Genomic DNA, 18,128 nt, shown 5'->3' on the forward strand with positions numbered 1-18,128 from the left:
CGCGGGGTGGACCCCCGTCCCGGCGCCATGGTACGTATGACCACGGAAGTTATACGTAAAACCTCGGCATGGGCCGACGGAGGGGAGACCCGCATGGCCACCGAGGCCACGGCGCGCGGCGGCTACCGCGACATCCTCGGGGCGCCGCACGCGCTCCGGCTGCTCGTCGGCACCCTGGTCGGCCGGCTGCCCAACGGCACCGGCCCCATCGCCATGACCCTCTTCGTCCGCGACCAGGGCGGGAGCTACAGCCTGGCCGGCGGCCTGGTCGCGGCGTACGGCGTCGCCAACGCGATCGGCCAGCCCCTCCTCGGCCGGGCCGTCGACCTCAAGGGCCAGCCGCGCGTCCAGTTCCCCGCCGCCGTCCTCTCCGCCCTCGGCATGGCCCTCTTCGCCCTCACCGGCCTCGGCAACCTCCCGCTCGCCTACGCCGCCGTCGTCCTCGCCGGACTCTTCACCCCGCCCCTGGAGGGCGGGCTGCGCGCCCTCTGGCCGAGCGTCCTGGGCCGCGAGGACCGAGTCCACCGGGCGTACGCCCTGGACGCGGTCGCCCAGGAGGTCATGTTCACCGTCGGCCCGCTCCTGGTGACCCTCCTGGTGGCCGTCCGGTCGCCCGCCGCCGCCCTCCTGGTCGTCAACGCCCTCGGCGTCCTCGGCGCCCTCTCCGTGGTGCTCTCCGAGCCCTCCCGGGCCTGGCGCTCCGCGCCCAGGGAGGCGCACTGGCTGGGGGCCCTGCGCTCGCCCGGACTGCTGGCGCTGCTCGGCTCCTTCTTCTTCGTCGGCCTGGCCCTGGGCTCCATCACGGTCGCCGCCATGGCCTACGCGGACGAGCGCGGCACCCCCTCCGTCTACGGCTGGCTGATGGCCGCCCTGGGCCTCGGCGCGCTCCTCGGCGGCGTCCTCTACGGCGCCCGCCGGTGGACGGGTGCCCCCGAGGGGCGGCTGCGGGTCCTGGTCCTGCTCCTGGCGGTCTGCTACCTGCCGCTGGTCCTCACCCCCGGGCCGCTCGCCATGACGGGCCTCGCGGCCCTCGCGGGCGTCTTCCTCGCCCCCGTCCTGGCCTGCGCCTTCATCGTGGTGGACCGGCACGCCCCGGCGGGCACGGTGACCGAGGCGTTCTCCTGGCTGGTGACCACCTTCGGGGTCGGCGCGGCCCTCGGCTCGGCCGCCGCGGGGCCCGCCCTGGAACTGGCCGGGACGCGGGCCGGATTCGCCGTGGCGGGTGTCGGGGGCCTGGTCGCCCTGCTGGTGCTGCTCGCCACCGGCCGGGTGCTCGGCGACCCCGACGCGCCCGGGAAGGGCTCGCGACACGCCGTCCGCGGGGGCGGCGCGAGCCCCGTACACACCGAAAAGAACGCCCTCTGATCGGAAAATGATCGAAACGGAAACGCCCAACCCGGTTTCAGGGCAGGCCGTCAGGCGTAATGTTCAGACATGGACCGCCGCATTTTCGGGCTGGAGAACGAGTACGGCGTCACGTGCACGTTCAGGGGACAGCGCCGACTGTCTCCTGACGAAGTGGCGCGGTACCTCTTCCGCCGTGTCGTGTCATGGGGCCGCAGCAGCAATGTGTTCCTGCGGAACGGCGCCCGCCTGTACCTCGACGTGGGTTCGCATCCGGAATACGCCACACCGGAATGTGACGACGTGATCGAACTCGTCACCCACGACAAGGCCGGCGAGCGCATTCTGGAAGGACTTCTCGTCGACGCCGAACGCCGCCTGCACGAGGAGGGAATCGCGGGCGACGTCTACCTTTTCAAGAACAACACCGACTCGGCCGGAAACTCGTACGGGTGCCACGAGAACTACCTCGTCGCCCGGCACGGCGAGTTCTCCCGGCTCGCGGACATCCTCATCCCCTTCCTGGTCACCCGTCAGCTGATCTGCGGCGCCGGCAAGGTGCTCCAGACGCCGCGCGGTGCCGTCTACTGCGTCTCCCAGCGCGCCGAGCACATCTGGGAGGGCGTCAGCTCCGCCACCACCCGCTCCCGGCCCATCATCAACACCCGGGACGAGCCGCACGCCGACGCGGAGCGCTACCGCCGGCTCCACGTCATCGTCGGCGACTCGAACATGTCGGAGACGACGATGCTGCTCAAGGTCGGCGCCACCGACCTCGTGCTGCGGATGATCGAGGCCGGCACGGTGATGCGCGACCTGACCCTGGAGAACCCGATCCGGGCGATCCGCGAGGTCAGCCACGACATCACCGGCCAGCGCAAGGTGCGCCTGGCCAGCGGCCGGGAGGCGTCGGCGCTGGAGGTGCAGCGCGAGTACTACGAGAAGGCGTCTGACTTCGTCGACCGGCGCGGCATCCGCTCCGGCACGGTCGCCCAGGTGCTCGAACTGTGGGGCCGCACGCTCGACGCGATCGAGCAGGAGGAACTGGACCGCATCCAGACGGAGATCGACTGGGTGATGAAGTACAAGCTCATCGAGCGGTACCGGGCCAAGCACAACATGACCATGTCGAACCCGCGGGTCGCCCAGATAGACCTCGCGTACCACGACATCCACCGCCGCCGCGGGCTGTACTACCTGCTCCAGAAGAACGGGCAGGCGGCCCGGATCTGCAACGACGTGAAGATCTTCGAGGGCAAGTCGGTGCCCCCGCAGACCACCCGGGCCCGGCTCCGCGGCGACTTCATCCGCCGCGCCCAGGAGCAGCGCCGGGACTTCACGGTCGACTGGGTCCACCTCAAGCTCAACGACCAGGCGCAGCGCACGGTCCTGTGCAAGGACCCGTTCCGCTCGGTGGACGACCGGGTGGAGAAGCTGATCGCCGGTATGTAGGACGGTCGCACGATCGGATCGGGGCCCCGCGCGCACGGCGTGCGGGGCCCTGGACGTCACGGGCGGGTCCCCTAGAGTGTCGGGACAACTACTGTGCCGTCTGAGATCTGAGGAACACGTGCGCCGACTTGCCGGCCTTATCGTCGTCCCGCTGCTGCTGCTCTCCACAGCGGCGTGCGGCAGCGAAGACAAGGGCTCCGATAACGCCTCGATGACCAACGGGCTGCCCGCCATCACCGCGGGCGCGAAGTTCGGGGAGAAGCCCACCCTGGCCAAGGGCGAGGGCGACCCGCCGAAGGACCTCAAGGTCAACGTCATCAGCGAGGGCGACGGCCCGGTGACCAAGGACGGCGACGCCCTCCAGGTCAACTACCTGGGTCAGACCTGGGACTCGACGACCCCCTTCGACAACAGCTTCGACAAGAAGGAGCCGTTCACCCTCACCCTCGGCGCCGGCCAGGTCATCAAGGGCTGGGACCAGGGGCTGAAGGGCCAGAAGGTCGGCAGCCGCGTCGAGATCGGCATCCCGCCGGAGCTCGGCTACGGCGAGCAGGGCTCGCCCCCGAGCATCAAGGGCGGCGCCACCCTCGTCTTCGTCGTCGACATCCTGAAGGCGACCACGGTCCCGAAGTCCGCCGAGGGCACCGAGGTCCCGCAGACCGACGCCAAGCTGCCCAAGGTCGGCACCAACACCGACGGCAAGGCCCCGTCGCTGACCGTGCCCAAGAACGACCCGCCGAAGGCGCTCGTCTCGAACTACGTCATCGAGGGCAAGGGCGAGGCGGTCAAGGCCACCGACACCCTGACCGTCCAGTACCAGGGCGTGCTCTGGAAGGACGGCAAGAAGTTCGACAGCTCGTACGACCGCGGCGCCCCCGCCACCTTCCAGCTCGCCGGTGTCATCCAGGGCTGGAGCAAGGGCCTGGAGGGCAAGAAGGTCGGCAGCCGCGTGCTGCTCGTCGTCCCGCCGGCCGACGGCTACGGCGACCAGGCGCAGGGTCCGATCCCGGCGAACTCGACCCTCGTCTTCACCGTCGACATCCTGGCCAAGCAGTAGCGGTCACCGCGCGCCCCGCACCGCCGCACGGTAGGTTGTCGGGGTCGCGCGGACCGTCGTCCGCGCGGTTCATCGCTATGAGGAGCACACAGCAGTGAGCATCGAGAAGCCCGAGGTCGACTTCCCGGGCGGCGAGCCGCCGGCCGACCTGGAGATCAAGGACATCTGGGAGGGCGACGGCGAGACCGCCGCCGCCGGTGACCTCGTCAAGGTCCACTACGTCGGTGTCTCCTTCGACTCCGGCGAGGAGTTCGACGCCTCCTGGAACCGCGGCGGTCCGCTCGACTTCCAGCTCGGCGTCGGCATGGTCATCCAGGGCTGGGACCGGGGCGTCCAGGGCATGAAGGTCGGCGGTCGCCGCCAGCTCGTCATCCCCGCCCACCTCGCCTACGGCGACCAGGGCGCGGGCGGCAAGATCGGTCCCGGCGAGACGCTGATCTTCGTCTGCGACCTGGTGGCCGTGAAGAAGCCCTGACCGGGCCCCACGCACCGGCCGAGGGCCCCCGCCTCCGCGGCGGGGGCCCTCGGCTTTTGTCCGGACACCCCGGGGCGGTACGGTCGGACGTCCGAGAACGGAACCGGGGAAGAGGGTGCAAGGCGTCCATGGCGATTGCCAAGGCCGAGCGGCTCATGAATCTCGCGCTGTGCCTGCTCGGGACGCGCCGCGCGCTGAGCAAGCGCGAACTGCGCGGCTCGATCGAGGCCTATCTGGAGGCCAGCGGCGACGAAGCCTTCAACCGCATGTTCGAGCGTGACAAGGACGACCTCCGCGAGCTGGGCCTCGTGATCGAGACCGTGGAGAACCTCGACGGCGAGATCGGCTACCTCGCCCGCCGCGACTCCAACCGCCTCCCGCCGATCACCCTCGACGCCGAGGAGGCCGCCGCCCTCGGCCTGGCCGCCAAGGTCTGGCAGCAGGCCCGGCTCGCCGGCGCCGCCAGCGGCGCCCTCCAGAAGCTGCGCGCCGCCGGCATGCCCGAGGCGGAGGACGCGTACGACCTCCAGCCCAGCGCCCTCGAACCGCGCATCCCCGTCCGGGAGGCCGCCTTCGAGCCGCTCATGCTGGCCTGCCGCGACCGCCGCCCCGTCGTCTTCGACTACCACAAGTCCAACGCGGCCCGCCCCGAGCCGAGGCACGTCGAGCCCTGGACCCTGGAGTGCTGGCGCGGCCACTGGTACCTGGCCGGCTGGGACCGCGACCGCGGCGCCGAGCGGGTCTTCCGCCTCTCCCGCATCTCCGGCCGGGTCCGCTCCCGGGCCGGCGCCTTCACCGCGCCCGTGCCCGACGCCGTCACCGTCCGCGAGACGGTGGAGAGCTGGGCCGGCGAGACCGCCACCCGCTCCGCCCGCATCCGGCTGCGGACCGGCTGCGGCTACCCGCTGCGGGCCCGCGCCACCGAGACCAGCGAGGGCGCCGACGGCTGGGACGAGCTGGAGATCCCGTACGGGCACGGCCTCGACGCCTGGCTGGTCGAGTTCGGCCCCGACGTCGTCGTACTGGAACCGGCCGACCTGCGGGCCGGCGTGGTGGAGCGGCTGCGCGCCGTCGCCAAGGGCTGAGGGGAAGACGGACCGCATGGCTGCCAACGCGATCGACCAGACGAGGCGGATGCTCTCCCTCGTCACCTACCTCCGCGAGCGCCCCGGCGCCCACGTCGCCGACGTGGCCCGCGCCTTCGGCATCACCGAGGACGAGCTGATCTCCGACCTCGACGTGCTGCCCATGTGCGGCACCAGCTTCCGGGGCGGCGACCTGCTCGACATCGACACCGACGGCGACCGGATCTGGTGGCACAACCCCGACGACGTCGCCGAGCCGCTGCGGCTCGCCGCCGACGAGGCCACCGCGCTGCTCGTCGCCGCCCGCGCCGTCGCCACCCTCCCCGGGCTGCGCGAGGGCGACCGGGACGCGCTGGTCCGGGCCACCGCCAAGCTGGAGGCCGCCGCGGGCGAGGCGGCCGGCGCGAGCGCCCGCCTCTCGGTCACCTTCGAGGCCGAGGGCGGCGTCTTCGCCGAGGTGGACCGGGCCATCTCCGAGCGCCGCAGGCTCTGGGTCCGCTACTACTCGCCGGCCCGCGACGAGCTGACCGAGCGCGAGGTCGACCCCATCCGCCTCTTCGCCGTCGGCCACACCTACATGGAGGCGTGGTGCCGGCTCTCCGAGGCGCGCCGCACCTTCCGCCTCGACCGGGTCGCCGAGATCCGCATCCTGGACGAGGCCGCCGCCCCGCCGGAGCTGGAGCTGCGCGACCTCTCCGAGGGGCTGGTCCAGCCGTCGGCGGACGACCCGGAGGTGGTGGTCGAGGTGGAGCCCGGCGGCCGCTGGGTCGCCGAGTACTACCCGCACGACCGGGCCGAGGAGCTGCCCGGCGGCGGACTGCGGATCACCCTGCGCACCCCCGACCCGGCCTCGCTGCGGCGGCTCGCGCTGCGGCTCGGCCGCGACGGCCGGATCGTCTCGCCGACCGGGCTCGCCGACAGCGCCCGGACGGCCGCGGCCGCCGCGCTCGCCGCGTACGAGGAGGCCTGAGCCGATCCCGTACGGCCGCCGGACCGCTCCCTCGCGCGGGGGAGCGGGCGCGGCCGGGTGTGACGCCCGCGGCGCGGGCGGCGCTGTTCATGACGTACCCACGGACACCGCGGGTCCCGCCCGGGAGCATCCGGCCGGACCCCGCGGGGTCCGGCAAGGCCCGGAGCAGAGAGAGTTGAGGGAAATGTCCGTGATGCCCGGTATGGCGACGGTGGCCCCGGTCCTCTTCAAAGCGGCCTGCCCCGACTGCCGCCGCCGCTTCGAACTCACCGCCGGCGCCCTGCGCCTGGCCATCGGAGCCAGCCGCCGCACCACCTTCTACTCCTTTACCTGCCCCGAGTGCGGCAGCGCCGTCCGCAAGCCCGCCGGAGACCGCATCGTCGAACTCCTCACCGGCGGCGGCGTCCGCACCCTCCGCCTCCACACCACCGCCTGAACCGCGCCGTACCGGCCAAAGGCTAGGCTCGGCACATGTTCTGGCCCATGCTCGCCATCGCCCTCGGCTTCCTCGGCCTCGCCGTCCTCGGCACCCTCGCCGTCCGGGTGTTCCTGGAGGTCCGGCGCCTCGGCCGCCAAGTGGCCGTCACCACAGAACGGATCCAGCGCGCCGCCGAAGAACTGGAGACCGCGGCCGGCGGACTGGCCCGAACCGGCCGTTCCCTGCCCTGAGTCGCGTGTCGGGTCCCGCACCGGGTCCCCCGGGTCGGGCACCCTCGGACGCAAGCGGGAGTACGCACGGGCATTGCCCCGCGTTTACTCGTGCGGGTTACGATCGCAGGCAGCGCGGTGGCCGGACGCATGTCCGACCGGCCGGGCACGCACACCACTGTCGCCTCGGTGAAGAAGGTAAAAGCTATGGGTAGGCTCGGCCCCACCGAGATCATTCTCATCCTCGTCGTCGTCATCCTGCTGTTCGGTGCCAAGAAGCTCCCGGACATGGCGCGCTCGCTGGGCAAGTCCGCCCGCATCCTCAAGAGCGAGGCCAAGGCGATGAAGGCCGAGGACCAGCAGAGCGCCCCCGCCGACCCGCCGCAGCCCGCCGCGCCGGAGCAGCAGACCGCCGCCCCCCGGACCATCCAGGCCGCCCCCGGCGACGTCACCAGCTCGCGCCCCGTGGCCGAGCCCACGGACACCACCAAGCGCTGACCCGCCCCCGCCGCGGCCGCCGCGAGCCGGCGGCGGCTGCCGCACCGAGATGAGGACGTGGGTTGCTCAAGTCCGCCCGCAAGCAGGAGAAGGACCCCGAGGGCCGGATGCCCCTCGTGGAGCACCTGCGTGAACTCCGCAACCGCCTGGCGAAGGGCATCCTGGCCATCGCCGCGGTCACCATAGTGGCCCTCGTGTACAGCGAGGAGCTCATGCAGTTCCTGACCAAGTCGGTGCCCACCTGCACCAACGGCACCATCAGCAACGGCGGAAACTGCGCCATCGTCTCCTTCAACACGCTGATGGCCCCCTTCAGCACGACCATCCAGGTCTCGCTCACGACCGGTCTGGTCGTCGCCAGCCCCGTCTGGCTGTACCAGCTCTGGGCCTTCGTCGCGCCCGGACTGCACAAGAAGGAGAAGAAGTACACGTACGCCTTCGTCGCGGCCGCCGTGCCCCTCTTCGGAGCCGGCGCCTACCTGGCGTACCTCATCCTGCCCATCAGCGTGAAGGTCCTCATCAGCCTCACGCCCGAGGGCTCCGCCAACATCCTCTCGCTCGGTGACGTCCTCGACTTCACCCTGCGCATGGTGCTGGTCTTCGGCCTCGCCTTCGAGCTGCCGCTCGTGCTCGTCATGCTGAACCTCACCGGAGTCCTCAGCGGCCGCCGCATGGCCCGCTGGTGGCGCGGAGTGATCATGGGCGTCTTCGTCTTCGGCGCCGTCATCACCCCCACCACCGACCCCGTCGGCATGATCGCCCTCGCCGGGCCGATCACCCTGCTCTACCTCGCCGCCGTCGGCTTCTCCCTCCTCAACGACCGGCGACGGGACCGCAACAACCCCGACGCCGAGCTCTCCGACGACGAGGCCTCGTCGCTCGACCTCACCCCCGAGCCCGTCCCCGCCGCCCGTCCCCTGCCCGAGCAGGCCACCGGCGACTCCGACGGGGCCCGTGCCCACCGCACGGGCGGATACGACGACATCACCTGAGCCGCCACCGCCGTGACCGGCACGAACCACCGGTTACGGTCCGACGGGCCGGTCTTGTAGGGTCCCCCCAGACACCGTCCGGGGGGACCCCGCCATGTCCAGCGACATCACACTCTTCGTCAACCCCACCGCGGGCCGCGGCCGGGGTGCCCGCGCCGCCCGGCCCGCCGCCGACGCCCTCAGGGAAGCCGGCCACCGCGTCCGCACCGTCCTCGGCCTCGACGCCGCCGACGCCCTGCGCCGCGCCCGCGAAGCCGTCGACGCCGGCACCGGCGCCCTCGTCGCCGTCGGCGGCGACGGACTCGTCTCCCTCGCCCTCCAGGCCGTCGCCGGCACCCCCACACCCCTCGGCGTCGTCGCCGTCGGCACCGGCAACGACTTCGCCCGCACCCTCGGCCTGCCCGTCCGCGCCCCGGCCGCCGCGGCCCGCCTCACCGCCGCCCTCCTCAAGGGCGACGGCCCCCGGACCGTCGACCTCGGCCGCGTCACCACCCCCACCGGCCCCCGCTGGTACGGCACCGTCCTCGCCTCCGGCTTCGACTCCCGCGTCAACGACCGGGGCAACCGGATGCGGCTGCCCGCCGGACGGTTCAAGTACGACCTCGCGATCCTCGCCGAACTCGCCGCCTTCAAGGCCGTCCCCTACCGCCTCGTCCTCGACGGCGGACGCACCGTCGAGACCCCCGCCACCCTCGTCGCCGTCGGCAACGGCACCTCCTACGGCGGCGGCATGCGGATCTGCGCCGACGCCCGCCCCGACGACGGACTCCTCGACGTCACCGTCGTCGGCGACGTCGACCGCGCCACCCTCCTCAAGGTCTTCCCCCGCGTCTACCGGGGCACCCACCTCGACCACCCCGCCGTCACCACCCACCGCGTCCGCTCCGTCACCCTCGACGCGCCCGCCACCACCGGCTACGCGGACGGCGAACCCCTCGGCCCGCTGCCCCTCACCGTCGAGTGCGTCCCCGGCGCGCTGCGCGTCCTCGCGCCCCCGGCATCCCCTTCATAAAGATCGCGTCACTGTCGGAGGGGGCGGGTAGGCTCGAAGACAAGATGACAGAGGACCTCACCCCAGCCGAGGCGTACGCCGCCGCCCGCGCGCGCAACGCAGAGCAGGCCACCGCGCTGGCCCCCTTCCGCGACCTGTACGAGTTCGGTCTGGACCCCTTCCAGATCGAGGCGTGCCAGGCCCTCGAAGCGGGCAAGGGCGTGCTCGTCGCCGCCCCCACGGGCTCCGGCAAGACCATCGTCGGCGAGTTCGCCGTCCACCTCGCCCTCACCCAGGGCCGCAAGTGCTTCTACACGACACCCATCAAGGCGCTGTCCAACCAGAAGTACGCCGACCTCGTCAAGCGGTACGGCGCCGACAAGGTCGGCCTCCTCACCGGGGACAACAGCGTCAACGGCGACGCCCCGATCGTCGTCATGACCACCGAGGTCCTCCGCAACATGCTCTACGCGGGATCCCAGGCCCTCTCCGGCCTCGGCTACGTGGTCATGGACGAGGTCCACTACCTCTCCGACCGCTTCCGGGGCGCCGTCTGGGAGGAAGTGATCATCCACCTCCCCGCGTCGGTCACCCTGGTCTCCCTCTCCGCGACCGTCTCCAACGCCGAGGAGTTCGGCGACTGGCTCGACACCGTCCGCGGCGACACCGAGGTCATCGTCTCCGAGAGCCGGCCCGTCCCGCTCTGGCAGCACGTCCTCGCCGGACGGCGGATGTACGACCTCTTCGAGGAGGAGACCGACCACGGGGGCCGCGGCTCCGGCCGCCGCGAGGTCAACCCCGACCTCCTCCGCCTCGCCCACACCGAGAACTCGCGCACCTACAACCCGCGCGACCGCCGCCGTGGCAAGATGGTCCGCGAGGCCGACCGCGAGCGCGAGCGCCGCCAGCGCTCCCGCATCTGGACCCCCGGCCGCCCCGAGGTCATCGAGCGCCTCGACGCCGAGGGCCTGCTCCCCGCCATCACCTTCATCTTCAGCCGCGCCGCCTGCGAGGCCGCCGTCCAGCAGTGCCTCCACGCCGGCCTGCGGCTCAACGACGACGCGGCCCGCCTCCGGGTCCGCGAGATCGTCGAGGAGCGCACCGCCGCCATCCCCGACGAGGACCTCCACGTCCTCGGCTACTACGAATGGCTCGAAGGGCTGGAGCGCGGCATCGCCGCCCACCACGCCGGCATGCTCCCCCGCTTCAAGGAGATCGTCGAGGAGCTGTTCGTCCGCGGCCTCGTCAAGGCCGTCTTCGCCACCGAGACCCTCGCCCTCGGCATCAACATGCCCGCCCGCTCGGTCGTCCTGGAGAAGCTCGTCAAGTGGAACGGCGAGCAGCACGCCGACATCACTCCCGGCGAGTACACCCAGCTCACCGGCCGCGCCGGCCGCCGGGGCATCGACGTCGAGGGCCACGCCGTCGTCCTCTGGCAGCGCGGCCTCGACCCCGGCCACCTCGCCGGCCTCGCCGGCACCCGCACCTACCCGCTGCGCTCCAGCTTCCGCCCCTCGTACAACATGGCGGTCAACCTGGTCGACCAGTTCGGCCGGCACCGCTCCCGCGAACTGCTCGAAACCTCCTTCGCCCAGTTCCAGGCGGACCGCTCCGTCGTCGGCATCTCCCGCCAGGTCCAGCGCAACGAGGAAGGGCTGGAGGGCTACCGCGAGGGCATGACCTGCCACCTCGGCGACTTCGAGGAGTACGCCGGGCTCCGCCGCGACCTCAAGGACCGCGAGACCGAACTCGCCAAGCAGGGCGCCGCCCAGCGGCGCGCCCAGGCCGCCGCCTCCCTGGAGAAGCTCAAGCCCGGCGACATCATCCACGTGCCGACCGGCAAGTTCGCCGGACTCGCCCTCGTCCTCGACCCCGGCATCCCGGCCGGCCGCACCAACGGCCACCGGGGCTTCGAGCACCACGACGGCCCCCGGCCCCTCGTCCTCACCGCCGAGCGCCAGGTCAAGCGGCTCGCCTCCATCGACTTCCCCGTCCCGGTCGAAGCCCTGGAGCGGATGCGCGTCCCCAAGAGCTTCAACCCGCGCTCCCCGCAGTCCCGCCGCGACCTCGCCTCCGCCCTGCGCTCCAAGGCCGGGCACATCGACCCGGGCCGGCACCGCAAACAGCGCTCCGGCGCCGCCGACGACCGCGAGATCGCCCGGCTGCGGACCGCCATCCGCGCCCACCCCTGCCACGGCTGCGACGAGCGCGAGGACCACGCCCGCTGGGCCGAGCGGTACCACCGGCTCCAGCGCGACACCAAGCAGCTGGAGCGGCGCATCGAGGGCCGGACCAACACCATCGCCCGCACCTTCGACCGGATCGTCGCGCTCCTCACCGAACTCGACTACCTGCGCGGCGACGAGGTCACCGACAACGGCAAGCGGCTCGCCCGCCTCTACGGCGAACTCGACCTGCTCGCCAGCGAGTGCCTGCGCGAAGGCGTCTGGGAAGGACTCTCCCCGGCCGAACTCGCCGCCTGCGTCTCCGCCCTCGTCTACGAGGCGCGGCAGGCCGACGACGCCGTGGCGCCCAAGGTGCCCGGCGGCAAGGCCAAGGCGGCACTCGGCGAGATGGTCCGCATCTGGGGCCGGCTCGACGCCCTGGAAGAGGACTTCAAGATCAACCAGGCGGAGGGCGTCGGCCAGCGCGAGCCCGACCTCGGCTTCGCCTGGGCCGCCCACCAGTGGGCCTCCGACAAGAGCCTCGACGAGGTGCTGCGCGAGGCCGACATGCCCGCCGGTGACTTCGTCCGCTGGTGCAAGCAGGTCATCGACGTCCTCGGACAGATCGCGGCGGCCGCGCCCCGGGAGGGCAGTACGGTCGCCAAGAACGCCCGCAAGGCCGTGGAGGCACTGCTGCGGGGCGTGGTGGCGTACAGCTCGGTGGGCTGACGCGGAAGACGGCACGACCGGCTCCTCCGGGACCGGGGAAGGGCCCGCGGCGGGCGACCGCCGCGGGCCCTTCCGTGCTTTCCGGGCGGCTCGTAGGGGGCCTCCGCGCAGGGCCCTCGCCCTCGCGCGTCCGTGGGTTCTTCCGTGTTTCCGGGCGGCTTGCCCCACCGGTTTTCCACAGGGCGTCGTCCACAGGGGTGGCGTGGTGTGCCGCGGTCCGCTTGCATGGAATCGCACGCAGGGAACGGGAGTTGGGGGAGGACCCAGGTGACCACGCACACCGGCGCCGAGACCGGCGCCGACCGGGAGGACCGGCCGGGACCGGCCGCCGCCTTCGCCGAGGGGCCGCGCGGCGTGCCCCTGCTCGGCAACCTCCCCGAGTTCGGCAAGAACCCCCTGGCCTTCTTCGAACGGCTGCGGGAGCGCGGCGACCTCGTCCGCTGGCGCTTCGGCCCGGGCCCCGCCCTCTTCATCGCCCACCCGGACCACATCGGGGAACTGCTCACGGGCATGGAGGACACCTTCGACCACCCCGACCTGGGCATCGCCGTCCGCACCCTGCTCGGCAACGGGGTGGTGGTCGCCAAGGGCCGCGACTGGCGCCGCAAGCGCTCCCTGGTCCAGCCCTCCGTCCGCCCCAAACAGGTCCGCTCCTACGCGGCCACCATGGCGGAGTGCGCGGTCGCGCTCGCCGACCGCTGGAGCGACGGGCATCGGATCGACGTCAAGAAGGAGATGACCGCCCTCACCCAGCTCATCGCCGTCCGCACCATCTTCGGCGTGGACACCGCCATCGACGCGGAGGCCATCGGCCGGGCGATGGACGTCGCCCAGCAGGAGATCGGCGCCGAGTTCAGCGGCCTCGGGGCGGTGCTGCCGGACTGGGTGCCCACCCCGGGCCGGGCCCGCATCAAACGGGCCGTCGCCGTCATCGACGCCGAGGTCTCCCGCGTCGTCGCCCGCCACCGGGACGGCGGCGAGGACCGGCCCGACCTGCTCAGCCGGCTGCTGACCGCCCGGGACGAGACCGGCGCCCACCTCTCCGACCGGGAGATCCGCGACGAGACGGTCACCCTCTACGTCGGCGGCCACGAGACGACCAGCTCCACCCTCGTCTGGGCCTGGTACCTCCTCTCCCGGAACGAGCGGGCCCGCCGGGCGCTGACGGAGGAGCTGGACCGGGTCCTCGCCGACCACGAGCCCGGCCACGACGACTACGCCTCGCTGCCCTACGCCCAGGCCGTGGTGAAGGAGACCCTGCGCCTCTACCCGACGATCTGGCTCCTCACCGGCGTCGCCAGGGAGGGCGCCACCCTGGGCGGCACCCCGGTCCCGGCCGGCACCCGCGTCTGGTCCAGCCAGTGGGCCACCCACCGCGACCCGCGCTGGTACGCGGACGCCGAGGAGTTCCGCCCCGAGCGCTGGCTCGCCGACGGGGAGGGCGGGACGGCCGAGGAGATACCCGAGTACGCCTGGTACCCCTTCGGCGGCGGGCCCCGCGTCTGCCTGGGCACCCGCTTCGCCCTCGTCGAGGCGGTCCTCGTCCTCGCCGTCCTCTCCCGCCGCTACGACCTGGACCTCACCGCAGGCGAGATCCTCCCGGTGCCCGGCCTCACCCTCCAGCCCGACCGGGAAGTGACGGCCACAGTACGGAAGCGGGGCTGACGGCCGGAGCCCGCGCCGGGGCGCGCGGTCCGGCGGGCCCTGTCCCAGGGCCCGCCGCCCAGCGGGTGCCGCTCCGTCGTCAGGCCGATGTCGTTCGGCTCGGCCTCGGGGTGGAGGGGGTCCCCGCGCCCGGTTCCGGCGGGGAGGCGGGTGCGGGGGTGCGGGTGCGGAGGGAGAGGAGGGTGGTTGCCGCGGTGAGGACGGCGAGGGTGGCGGCCGCGGTGAGGGTGGCGGTGTCGGGGTGGAGGAGGGGCAGTCCTCGGAGGGCCTGCCAGGTGAGGAGGGCGAAGGCGGCGGTGTAGGCGGCGGAGGCGGTGAGGACCAGGCGGAGCCGGACGGCGGGGTCGGCGAGGCGGGGGAAGCGGGGGGCCAGGGCGGCGAGGACGAGGAGCAGCAGCGGGATCAGTTGGAGGGCGTGCATGCCGAAGAAGTGGGCGATGCGCAGGTCGCCGCCGGTGGCCGCCCAGCCGGTGACGGGGAGGGCGGGGCCGCCGTCCGGGACGCCGACGCTGTGGGCGCCGACGATGGGCGGGTCGGTGGCGGTGAGCTGGTCGGGGGTGGGGCGGACCATCAGGAAGCCGACGGCGGCGCCCGCGAGGGCGATGAGGGAGGAGAGGCGGACGGCCCAGGCGGTGGCGCGGTCGAGGAACCGGGCGCGCAGCAGGAGGACGGCGATGACCAGGGCGCCGGTCCAGAGGACGGCGACGGTGCCGCCCATGGCCTGGAAGACCGCGTTGTCGAAGGGGGTGGAGTGGTTGAAGTGGCTCTGGCGGCCGCGGATCACCTGGAGGGTGATCAGGACCATCTCGATCGCGCTGGCGGCGGTGACCACGGTGCCGGCCCACCAGCCGGCCCGGCGTCCGCGCGGCAACAGGCTGAGCATCCAGGCGAGCGAGAGCGCGTAGGCGACGAACGACACCGCGAACTTGAAGGGCTTGGACCAGATCGGCGCGCCGAGGAGCGTGCGGTCGTCGAGGAGGATGCCGCCCGCGCTGACGAGGGCGAAGATGGCCATGGCGGCGGCGAACCAGAGGAGCGGGCGGTGGAGGCGGCTCCGTTCGGGCGCCTCCCCGGATATGGGCAGGGGTGTGCGGGCGTGCTCGGACATACGGATTCCCCCCGTTGTCATTATGGATAGTGGCACTTGCCGCTATCTGATAGTCCCACTATCTATGATGGAGGGGGGTCCGGCAAGGCCCGGAAGGCAGGAGAAAGGTGAACGCACGTTGCGCATCGGTGAGTTGAGCCGCAGGGCCGGGGTTTCGGTGCCCACGATCAAGTTCTACGTACGGGAGGGGCTGCTTCCGCCCGGCCGGCTGACGAGCCCGAACCAGGCCGCGTACGAAGAGACGCACGTACGGCGGCTCCGCCTGATCCGGGCCCTCATCGAAGTCGGCGGGCTCTCCGTGGCCTCCGTCGGCGAGGTGATCGCCGCCGTCGACGACCCGGAGCGCCCCGTCCATGACCTCCTGGGGGAGGCGGCGGAGCGCATGGTCCCCCGGTACGGCGGGGGGGAGGAGGCCGGGGACGGGCTCGTCGAGGCTCGCGAGCGCGTGGGCGAACTGCTCACCGCCCGGGGCTGGCGCGGCTACCCCGGCAGCGCGGCCGGGGAGGCGCTCGCCGTGGCCCTCGCCGCGCTCGGCTCCGTCGGCCACGAGCGGTTCGCCGAGGTCCTCCCCGCCTACGCGGAGGCGGCGGAGCTGGTCGCCCGCGCCGACCTGGAGTACGTCGGGCGCCACGTCGCCCGCGAGGAACTCGTCGAGAGCGTCGCCATAGGGACGGTCCTCGGCGACGCGCTCTTCGCCGCGCTGCGCCGCCTCGCCCAGATAGACGCCTCGTCCCGCCTCTACGGCGGCCCGGAGGAAGAGGCCGGGGACGGCGACCGGTGCGGGGAGGCGGAGCCGGGGGAGCGGGAGGAGTAAGGGGAGCGGGGGGAGTGGGGCACGGAAAGGCGGAGGGGCGGAGGGGGTGTCCCCTCCGCCCCTCCGCCGGGCGTGCGGCCGGTGTGAGCGGGGCCGTCAGGCGGCCTGCTGGTGCTCCTGCTCCCGCTCCACCCGCTCGTTCCAGTCGCGCTTGATCGCGCGCCAGCCCTCGTCCGTCTTGCCCAGGCGCCAGTAGCCCGAGATGGACAGCCGCTCGCGCGGCACCTGGCGCTCCATGCGGAGCAGGCGGCGCAGCTCCTTCACGAAGCCCGCCTCGCCGTGGACGAAGGCGTGCACGTCGCCCGCCGGGAAGTCCAGGGCGCGGACCGCCTCCACGACCGTCTCGCCGACCGGGCGGCCCGAGCGGTGCAGCCAGGTCACCTCGACGCCCGTCGCCGTGGCGAACTCCTGCTCGTCGGCGGCGTCCTCGACCTCGACGAAGGCGTGCACCCGGGTGCCGGCGGGCATCCGCTCCAGGGCCGCCGCGATCGCGGGCAGCGCGCTCTCGTCACCGGCGAGGAGGTGCCAGTCGGCCGCCGGGTCCGGCGCGTAGCCGCCGCCGGGGCCGAGGAAGCGCACGGTGTCGCCGACCCGGGCGCGGGCCGCCCACGGACCGGCCAGGCCCTCGTCGCCGTGGACCACGAAGTCGAGGGTCAGCTCGTGCAGGTCCGCGTCCCAGGCGCGCACGGTGTACGTACGGGTGGTCGGCCACTGCTCGCGCGGGAACGCCTCCCGGATCCCCTCCATGTCGAACGGCTCCGGGTAGGACACGCCCTCGGGGGCGAACAGCAGCTTCACGTAGTGGTCGGTGAAGGCGCCGGCGTCGAAGCCGTCCAGACCGGGGCCGCCGAGGACGATCCGCACCATGTGCGGGGTGAGCCGCTCGGTGCGCACCACGTGCGCTTCGGTGGCCCTGGGGGCCTTGCGGGCCGGCTGCTCTGCCACGGCGGACTCTCCTGGAGGACGGTACGGCGCCGACGGCGCGGAGCCGCCCGGACACCCCTCGGACTTAGGTATGCCTAAGTTAGCATCCCCTGCGGCGCGCGTCCCGTCGTATCCGCCACACCCGGGCGCCCCGGGCTCAGTCCCGGGCCTCCGCCAGGACCGGCAGCAGGCGGCCGACCGCCCCGCCCAGGCCCCAGCGGGCCGACAGCGCCTCCAGGGCCGCCGGGTCCCGGGGCGCGGCCGGCAGCGCCGGGTCGAACTCCGGCAGCGGCACGTCCCGCGCGACCCGGACCACGGTCGGCGCCACGTCCAGGTAGGCCGCCGCCTCCAGGATCCCGCGCCGCTTGGCCGGGGTGAGCCTCGACGCCGGGTCCCCGGCCGCGGCCCGGACGCCCGCCAGGTCGCCGTACTCGCCGATCAGCTGCGCGGCCGTCTTCTCGCCGATGCCCTTCACGCCGGGCAGGCCGTCGCTGGCGTCCCCGCGCAGGGCGGCGAAGTCCGCGTACCGGTCGGGCGCCACCCCGTACTTCGCGCGGATCAGCCCGTCGTCCACCAGGTCGCAGTCGCCGACGCCCTTGCGCGGGTAGAGCACCCGGACCGCCCGGGCGTCGTCGACGAGCTGGAAGAGGTCGCGGTCGCCGGTGACGATGTCCACCGGGCCCTCCGCCCGCGCGGTCAGGGTGCCGATCACGTCGTCCGCCTCGAAGCCGGCCGCCCCGATCCGGGCGATGCCGAGCGCGGCGAGGACGTCCTCGATGACCGGCACCTGCGGGGAGAGGGTGTCCGGGATCTCCTCCTCGTCGGGGCCGGACGCGGTCTCGGCGGCGACCCGGTGCGCCTTGTAGGAGGGGATGAGGTCCACGCGCCACTGGGGCCGCCAGTCGTCGTCCCAGCAGGCCACCAGGGAGTCCGGCCGGTGGTCCTGGACCAGCCGTCCGATGAAGTCGAGGAGTCCGCGCACGGCGTTCACCGGCGTCCCGTCCGGGGCCCGGACGGAGTCCGGCACGCCGAAGTACGCGCGGAAGTAGAGGCTGGCGGTGTCCAGGAGCATCAGGCGTCGCGTCACCCCCCGATCATGCCGCACCCCACCGACAGCGCCCGTCCCGACGACCCGCACCCCACCGACAGTGCCCGTCCCGACGGCCCGCACCCCCCCCCGGCAACGGCCGTCCCGGCGACCCGCCCCGCGC

The 18,128-nt window shown here is 73.2% G+C and carries 17 protein-coding genes; 14 read left to right on the top strand and 3 right to left on the bottom strand.

Translation table 11 applies throughout. The features are described 5' to 3' along the window. Positions 1 to 93 precede the first annotated feature (93 nt). From IE219_RS11680 to IE219_RS11740, 13 genes are all read left to right on the top strand, one after another. Complete coding sequence (locus IE219_RS11680; RefSeq protein ID WP_189976575.1) at positions 94 to 1,365, top strand: MFS transporter; 1,272 nt, start codon at positions 94 to 96, stop codon at positions 1,363 to 1,365. A gap of 69 nt (positions 1,366 to 1,434) precedes the next feature. Continuing rightward, positions 1,435 to 2,796: a Pup--protein ligase gene (gene pafA, locus IE219_RS11685; protein WP_189976576.1), complete on the top strand. Its 1,362-nt coding sequence runs from the start codon at positions 1,435 to 1,437 to the stop codon at positions 2,794 to 2,796. Between the two features lie 118 nt (positions 2,797 to 2,914). Next, positions 2,915 to 3,853 carry an FKBP-type peptidyl-prolyl cis-trans isomerase gene (locus IE219_RS11690; protein ID WP_189976577.1) on the top strand — a complete coding sequence of 313 codons (939 nt, stop codon included), beginning with the start codon at positions 2,915 to 2,917 and terminating at the stop codon, positions 3,851 to 3,853. A gap of 94 nt (positions 3,854 to 3,947) precedes the next feature. Further along, the gene (locus IE219_RS11695; protein WP_189976578.1) at positions 3,948 to 4,328 is read left to right on the top strand and encodes an FKBP-type peptidyl-prolyl cis-trans isomerase; all 381 of its coding nucleotides are present in this window, start codon (positions 3,948 to 3,950) and stop codon (positions 4,326 to 4,328) included. A gap of 128 nt (positions 4,329 to 4,456) precedes the next feature. Continuing rightward, complete coding sequence (locus tag IE219_RS11700) at positions 4,457 to 5,413, top strand: helix-turn-helix transcriptional regulator (RefSeq protein WP_189976579.1); 957 nt, start codon at positions 4,457 to 4,459, stop codon at positions 5,411 to 5,413. Positions 5,414 to 5,429: 16 nt separating this feature from the next. Next, the gene (locus IE219_RS11705) at positions 5,430 to 6,383 is read left to right on the top strand and encodes a helix-turn-helix transcriptional regulator (protein ID WP_189976580.1); all 954 of its coding nucleotides are present in this window, start codon (positions 5,430 to 5,432) and stop codon (positions 6,381 to 6,383) included. Positions 6,384 to 6,567: 184 nt separating this feature from the next. Then, complete coding sequence (locus tag IE219_RS11710) at positions 6,568 to 6,819, top strand: CpXC domain-containing protein (protein WP_189976581.1); 252 nt, start codon at positions 6,568 to 6,570, stop codon at positions 6,817 to 6,819. 35 nt (positions 6,820 to 6,854) lie between these two features. Continuing rightward, positions 6,855 to 7,052, top strand: coding sequence for a hypothetical protein (locus IE219_RS11715; protein ID WP_189976582.1), 198 nt, complete (start codon positions 6,855 to 6,857; stop codon positions 7,050 to 7,052). Between the two features lie 186 nt (positions 7,053 to 7,238). Further along, positions 7,239 to 7,529, top strand: a complete 291-nt coding sequence (gene tatA, locus IE219_RS11720) for a Sec-independent protein translocase subunit TatA (RefSeq protein WP_189976803.1) — start codon at positions 7,239 to 7,241, stop codon at positions 7,527 to 7,529. Positions 7,530 to 7,591: 62 nt separating this feature from the next. Then, entirely contained in the window at positions 7,592 to 8,521 is a 930-nt protein-coding gene (gene tatC, locus IE219_RS11725; RefSeq protein ID WP_506004925.1) for a twin-arginine translocase subunit TatC, read from the top strand. 94 nt (positions 8,522 to 8,615) lie between these two features. Beyond that, a complete protein-coding gene (locus IE219_RS11730) occupies positions 8,616 to 9,533 on the top strand; it encodes a diacylglycerol kinase (protein ID WP_189976583.1) in 918 nt (305 codons plus the stop codon). A gap of 44 nt (positions 9,534 to 9,577) precedes the next feature. Further along, positions 9,578 to 12,406: a DEAD/DEAH box helicase gene (locus tag IE219_RS11735; protein WP_189976584.1), complete on the top strand. Its 2,829-nt coding sequence runs from the start codon at positions 9,578 to 9,580 to the stop codon at positions 12,404 to 12,406. Between the two features lie 267 nt (positions 12,407 to 12,673). Next, positions 12,674 to 14,071, top strand: coding sequence for a cytochrome P450 (locus IE219_RS11740; RefSeq protein ID WP_373298812.1), 1,398 nt, complete (start codon positions 12,674 to 12,676; stop codon positions 14,069 to 14,071). A 79-nt stretch (positions 14,072 to 14,150) separates the two neighbouring features. Here IE219_RS11740 and IE219_RS11745 read toward each other — a convergent pair whose 3' ends face one another. Beyond that, a complete protein-coding gene (locus tag IE219_RS11745; protein ID WP_189976805.1) occupies positions 14,151 to 15,086 on the bottom strand; it encodes a hypothetical protein in 936 nt (311 codons plus the stop codon). A 250-nt stretch (positions 15,087 to 15,336) separates the two neighbouring features. Here IE219_RS11745 and IE219_RS11750 point away from each other — a divergent pair, with 250 nt between their 5' ends. Then, on the top strand, positions 15,337 to 15,993 hold the full coding sequence (locus tag IE219_RS11750) for a MerR family transcriptional regulator (RefSeq protein ID WP_373298813.1): 657 nt from the start codon (positions 15,337 to 15,339) through the stop codon (positions 15,991 to 15,993). Positions 15,994 to 16,089: 96 nt separating this feature from the next. On the opposite strand, the gene IE219_RS11755 is transcribed toward IE219_RS11750, so the two are convergent. After that, on the bottom strand, positions 16,090 to 16,938 hold the full coding sequence (locus IE219_RS11755; RefSeq protein ID WP_189976587.1) for a siderophore-interacting protein: 849 nt from the start codon (positions 16,936 to 16,938) through the stop codon (positions 16,090 to 16,092). Between the two features lie 136 nt (positions 16,939 to 17,074). Next, the gene (locus IE219_RS11760; protein ID WP_189976806.1) at positions 17,075 to 17,989 is read right to left on the bottom strand and encodes a 5'-3' exonuclease; all 915 of its coding nucleotides are present in this window, start codon (positions 17,987 to 17,989) and stop codon (positions 17,075 to 17,077) included. Between the last annotated feature and the right edge of the window lie 139 nt (positions 17,990 to 18,128).

Source organism: Streptomyces termitum (assembly GCF_014650175.1).
Classification (GTDB): domain Bacteria; phylum Actinomycetota; class Actinomycetes; order Streptomycetales; family Streptomycetaceae; genus Streptomyces; species Streptomyces termitum.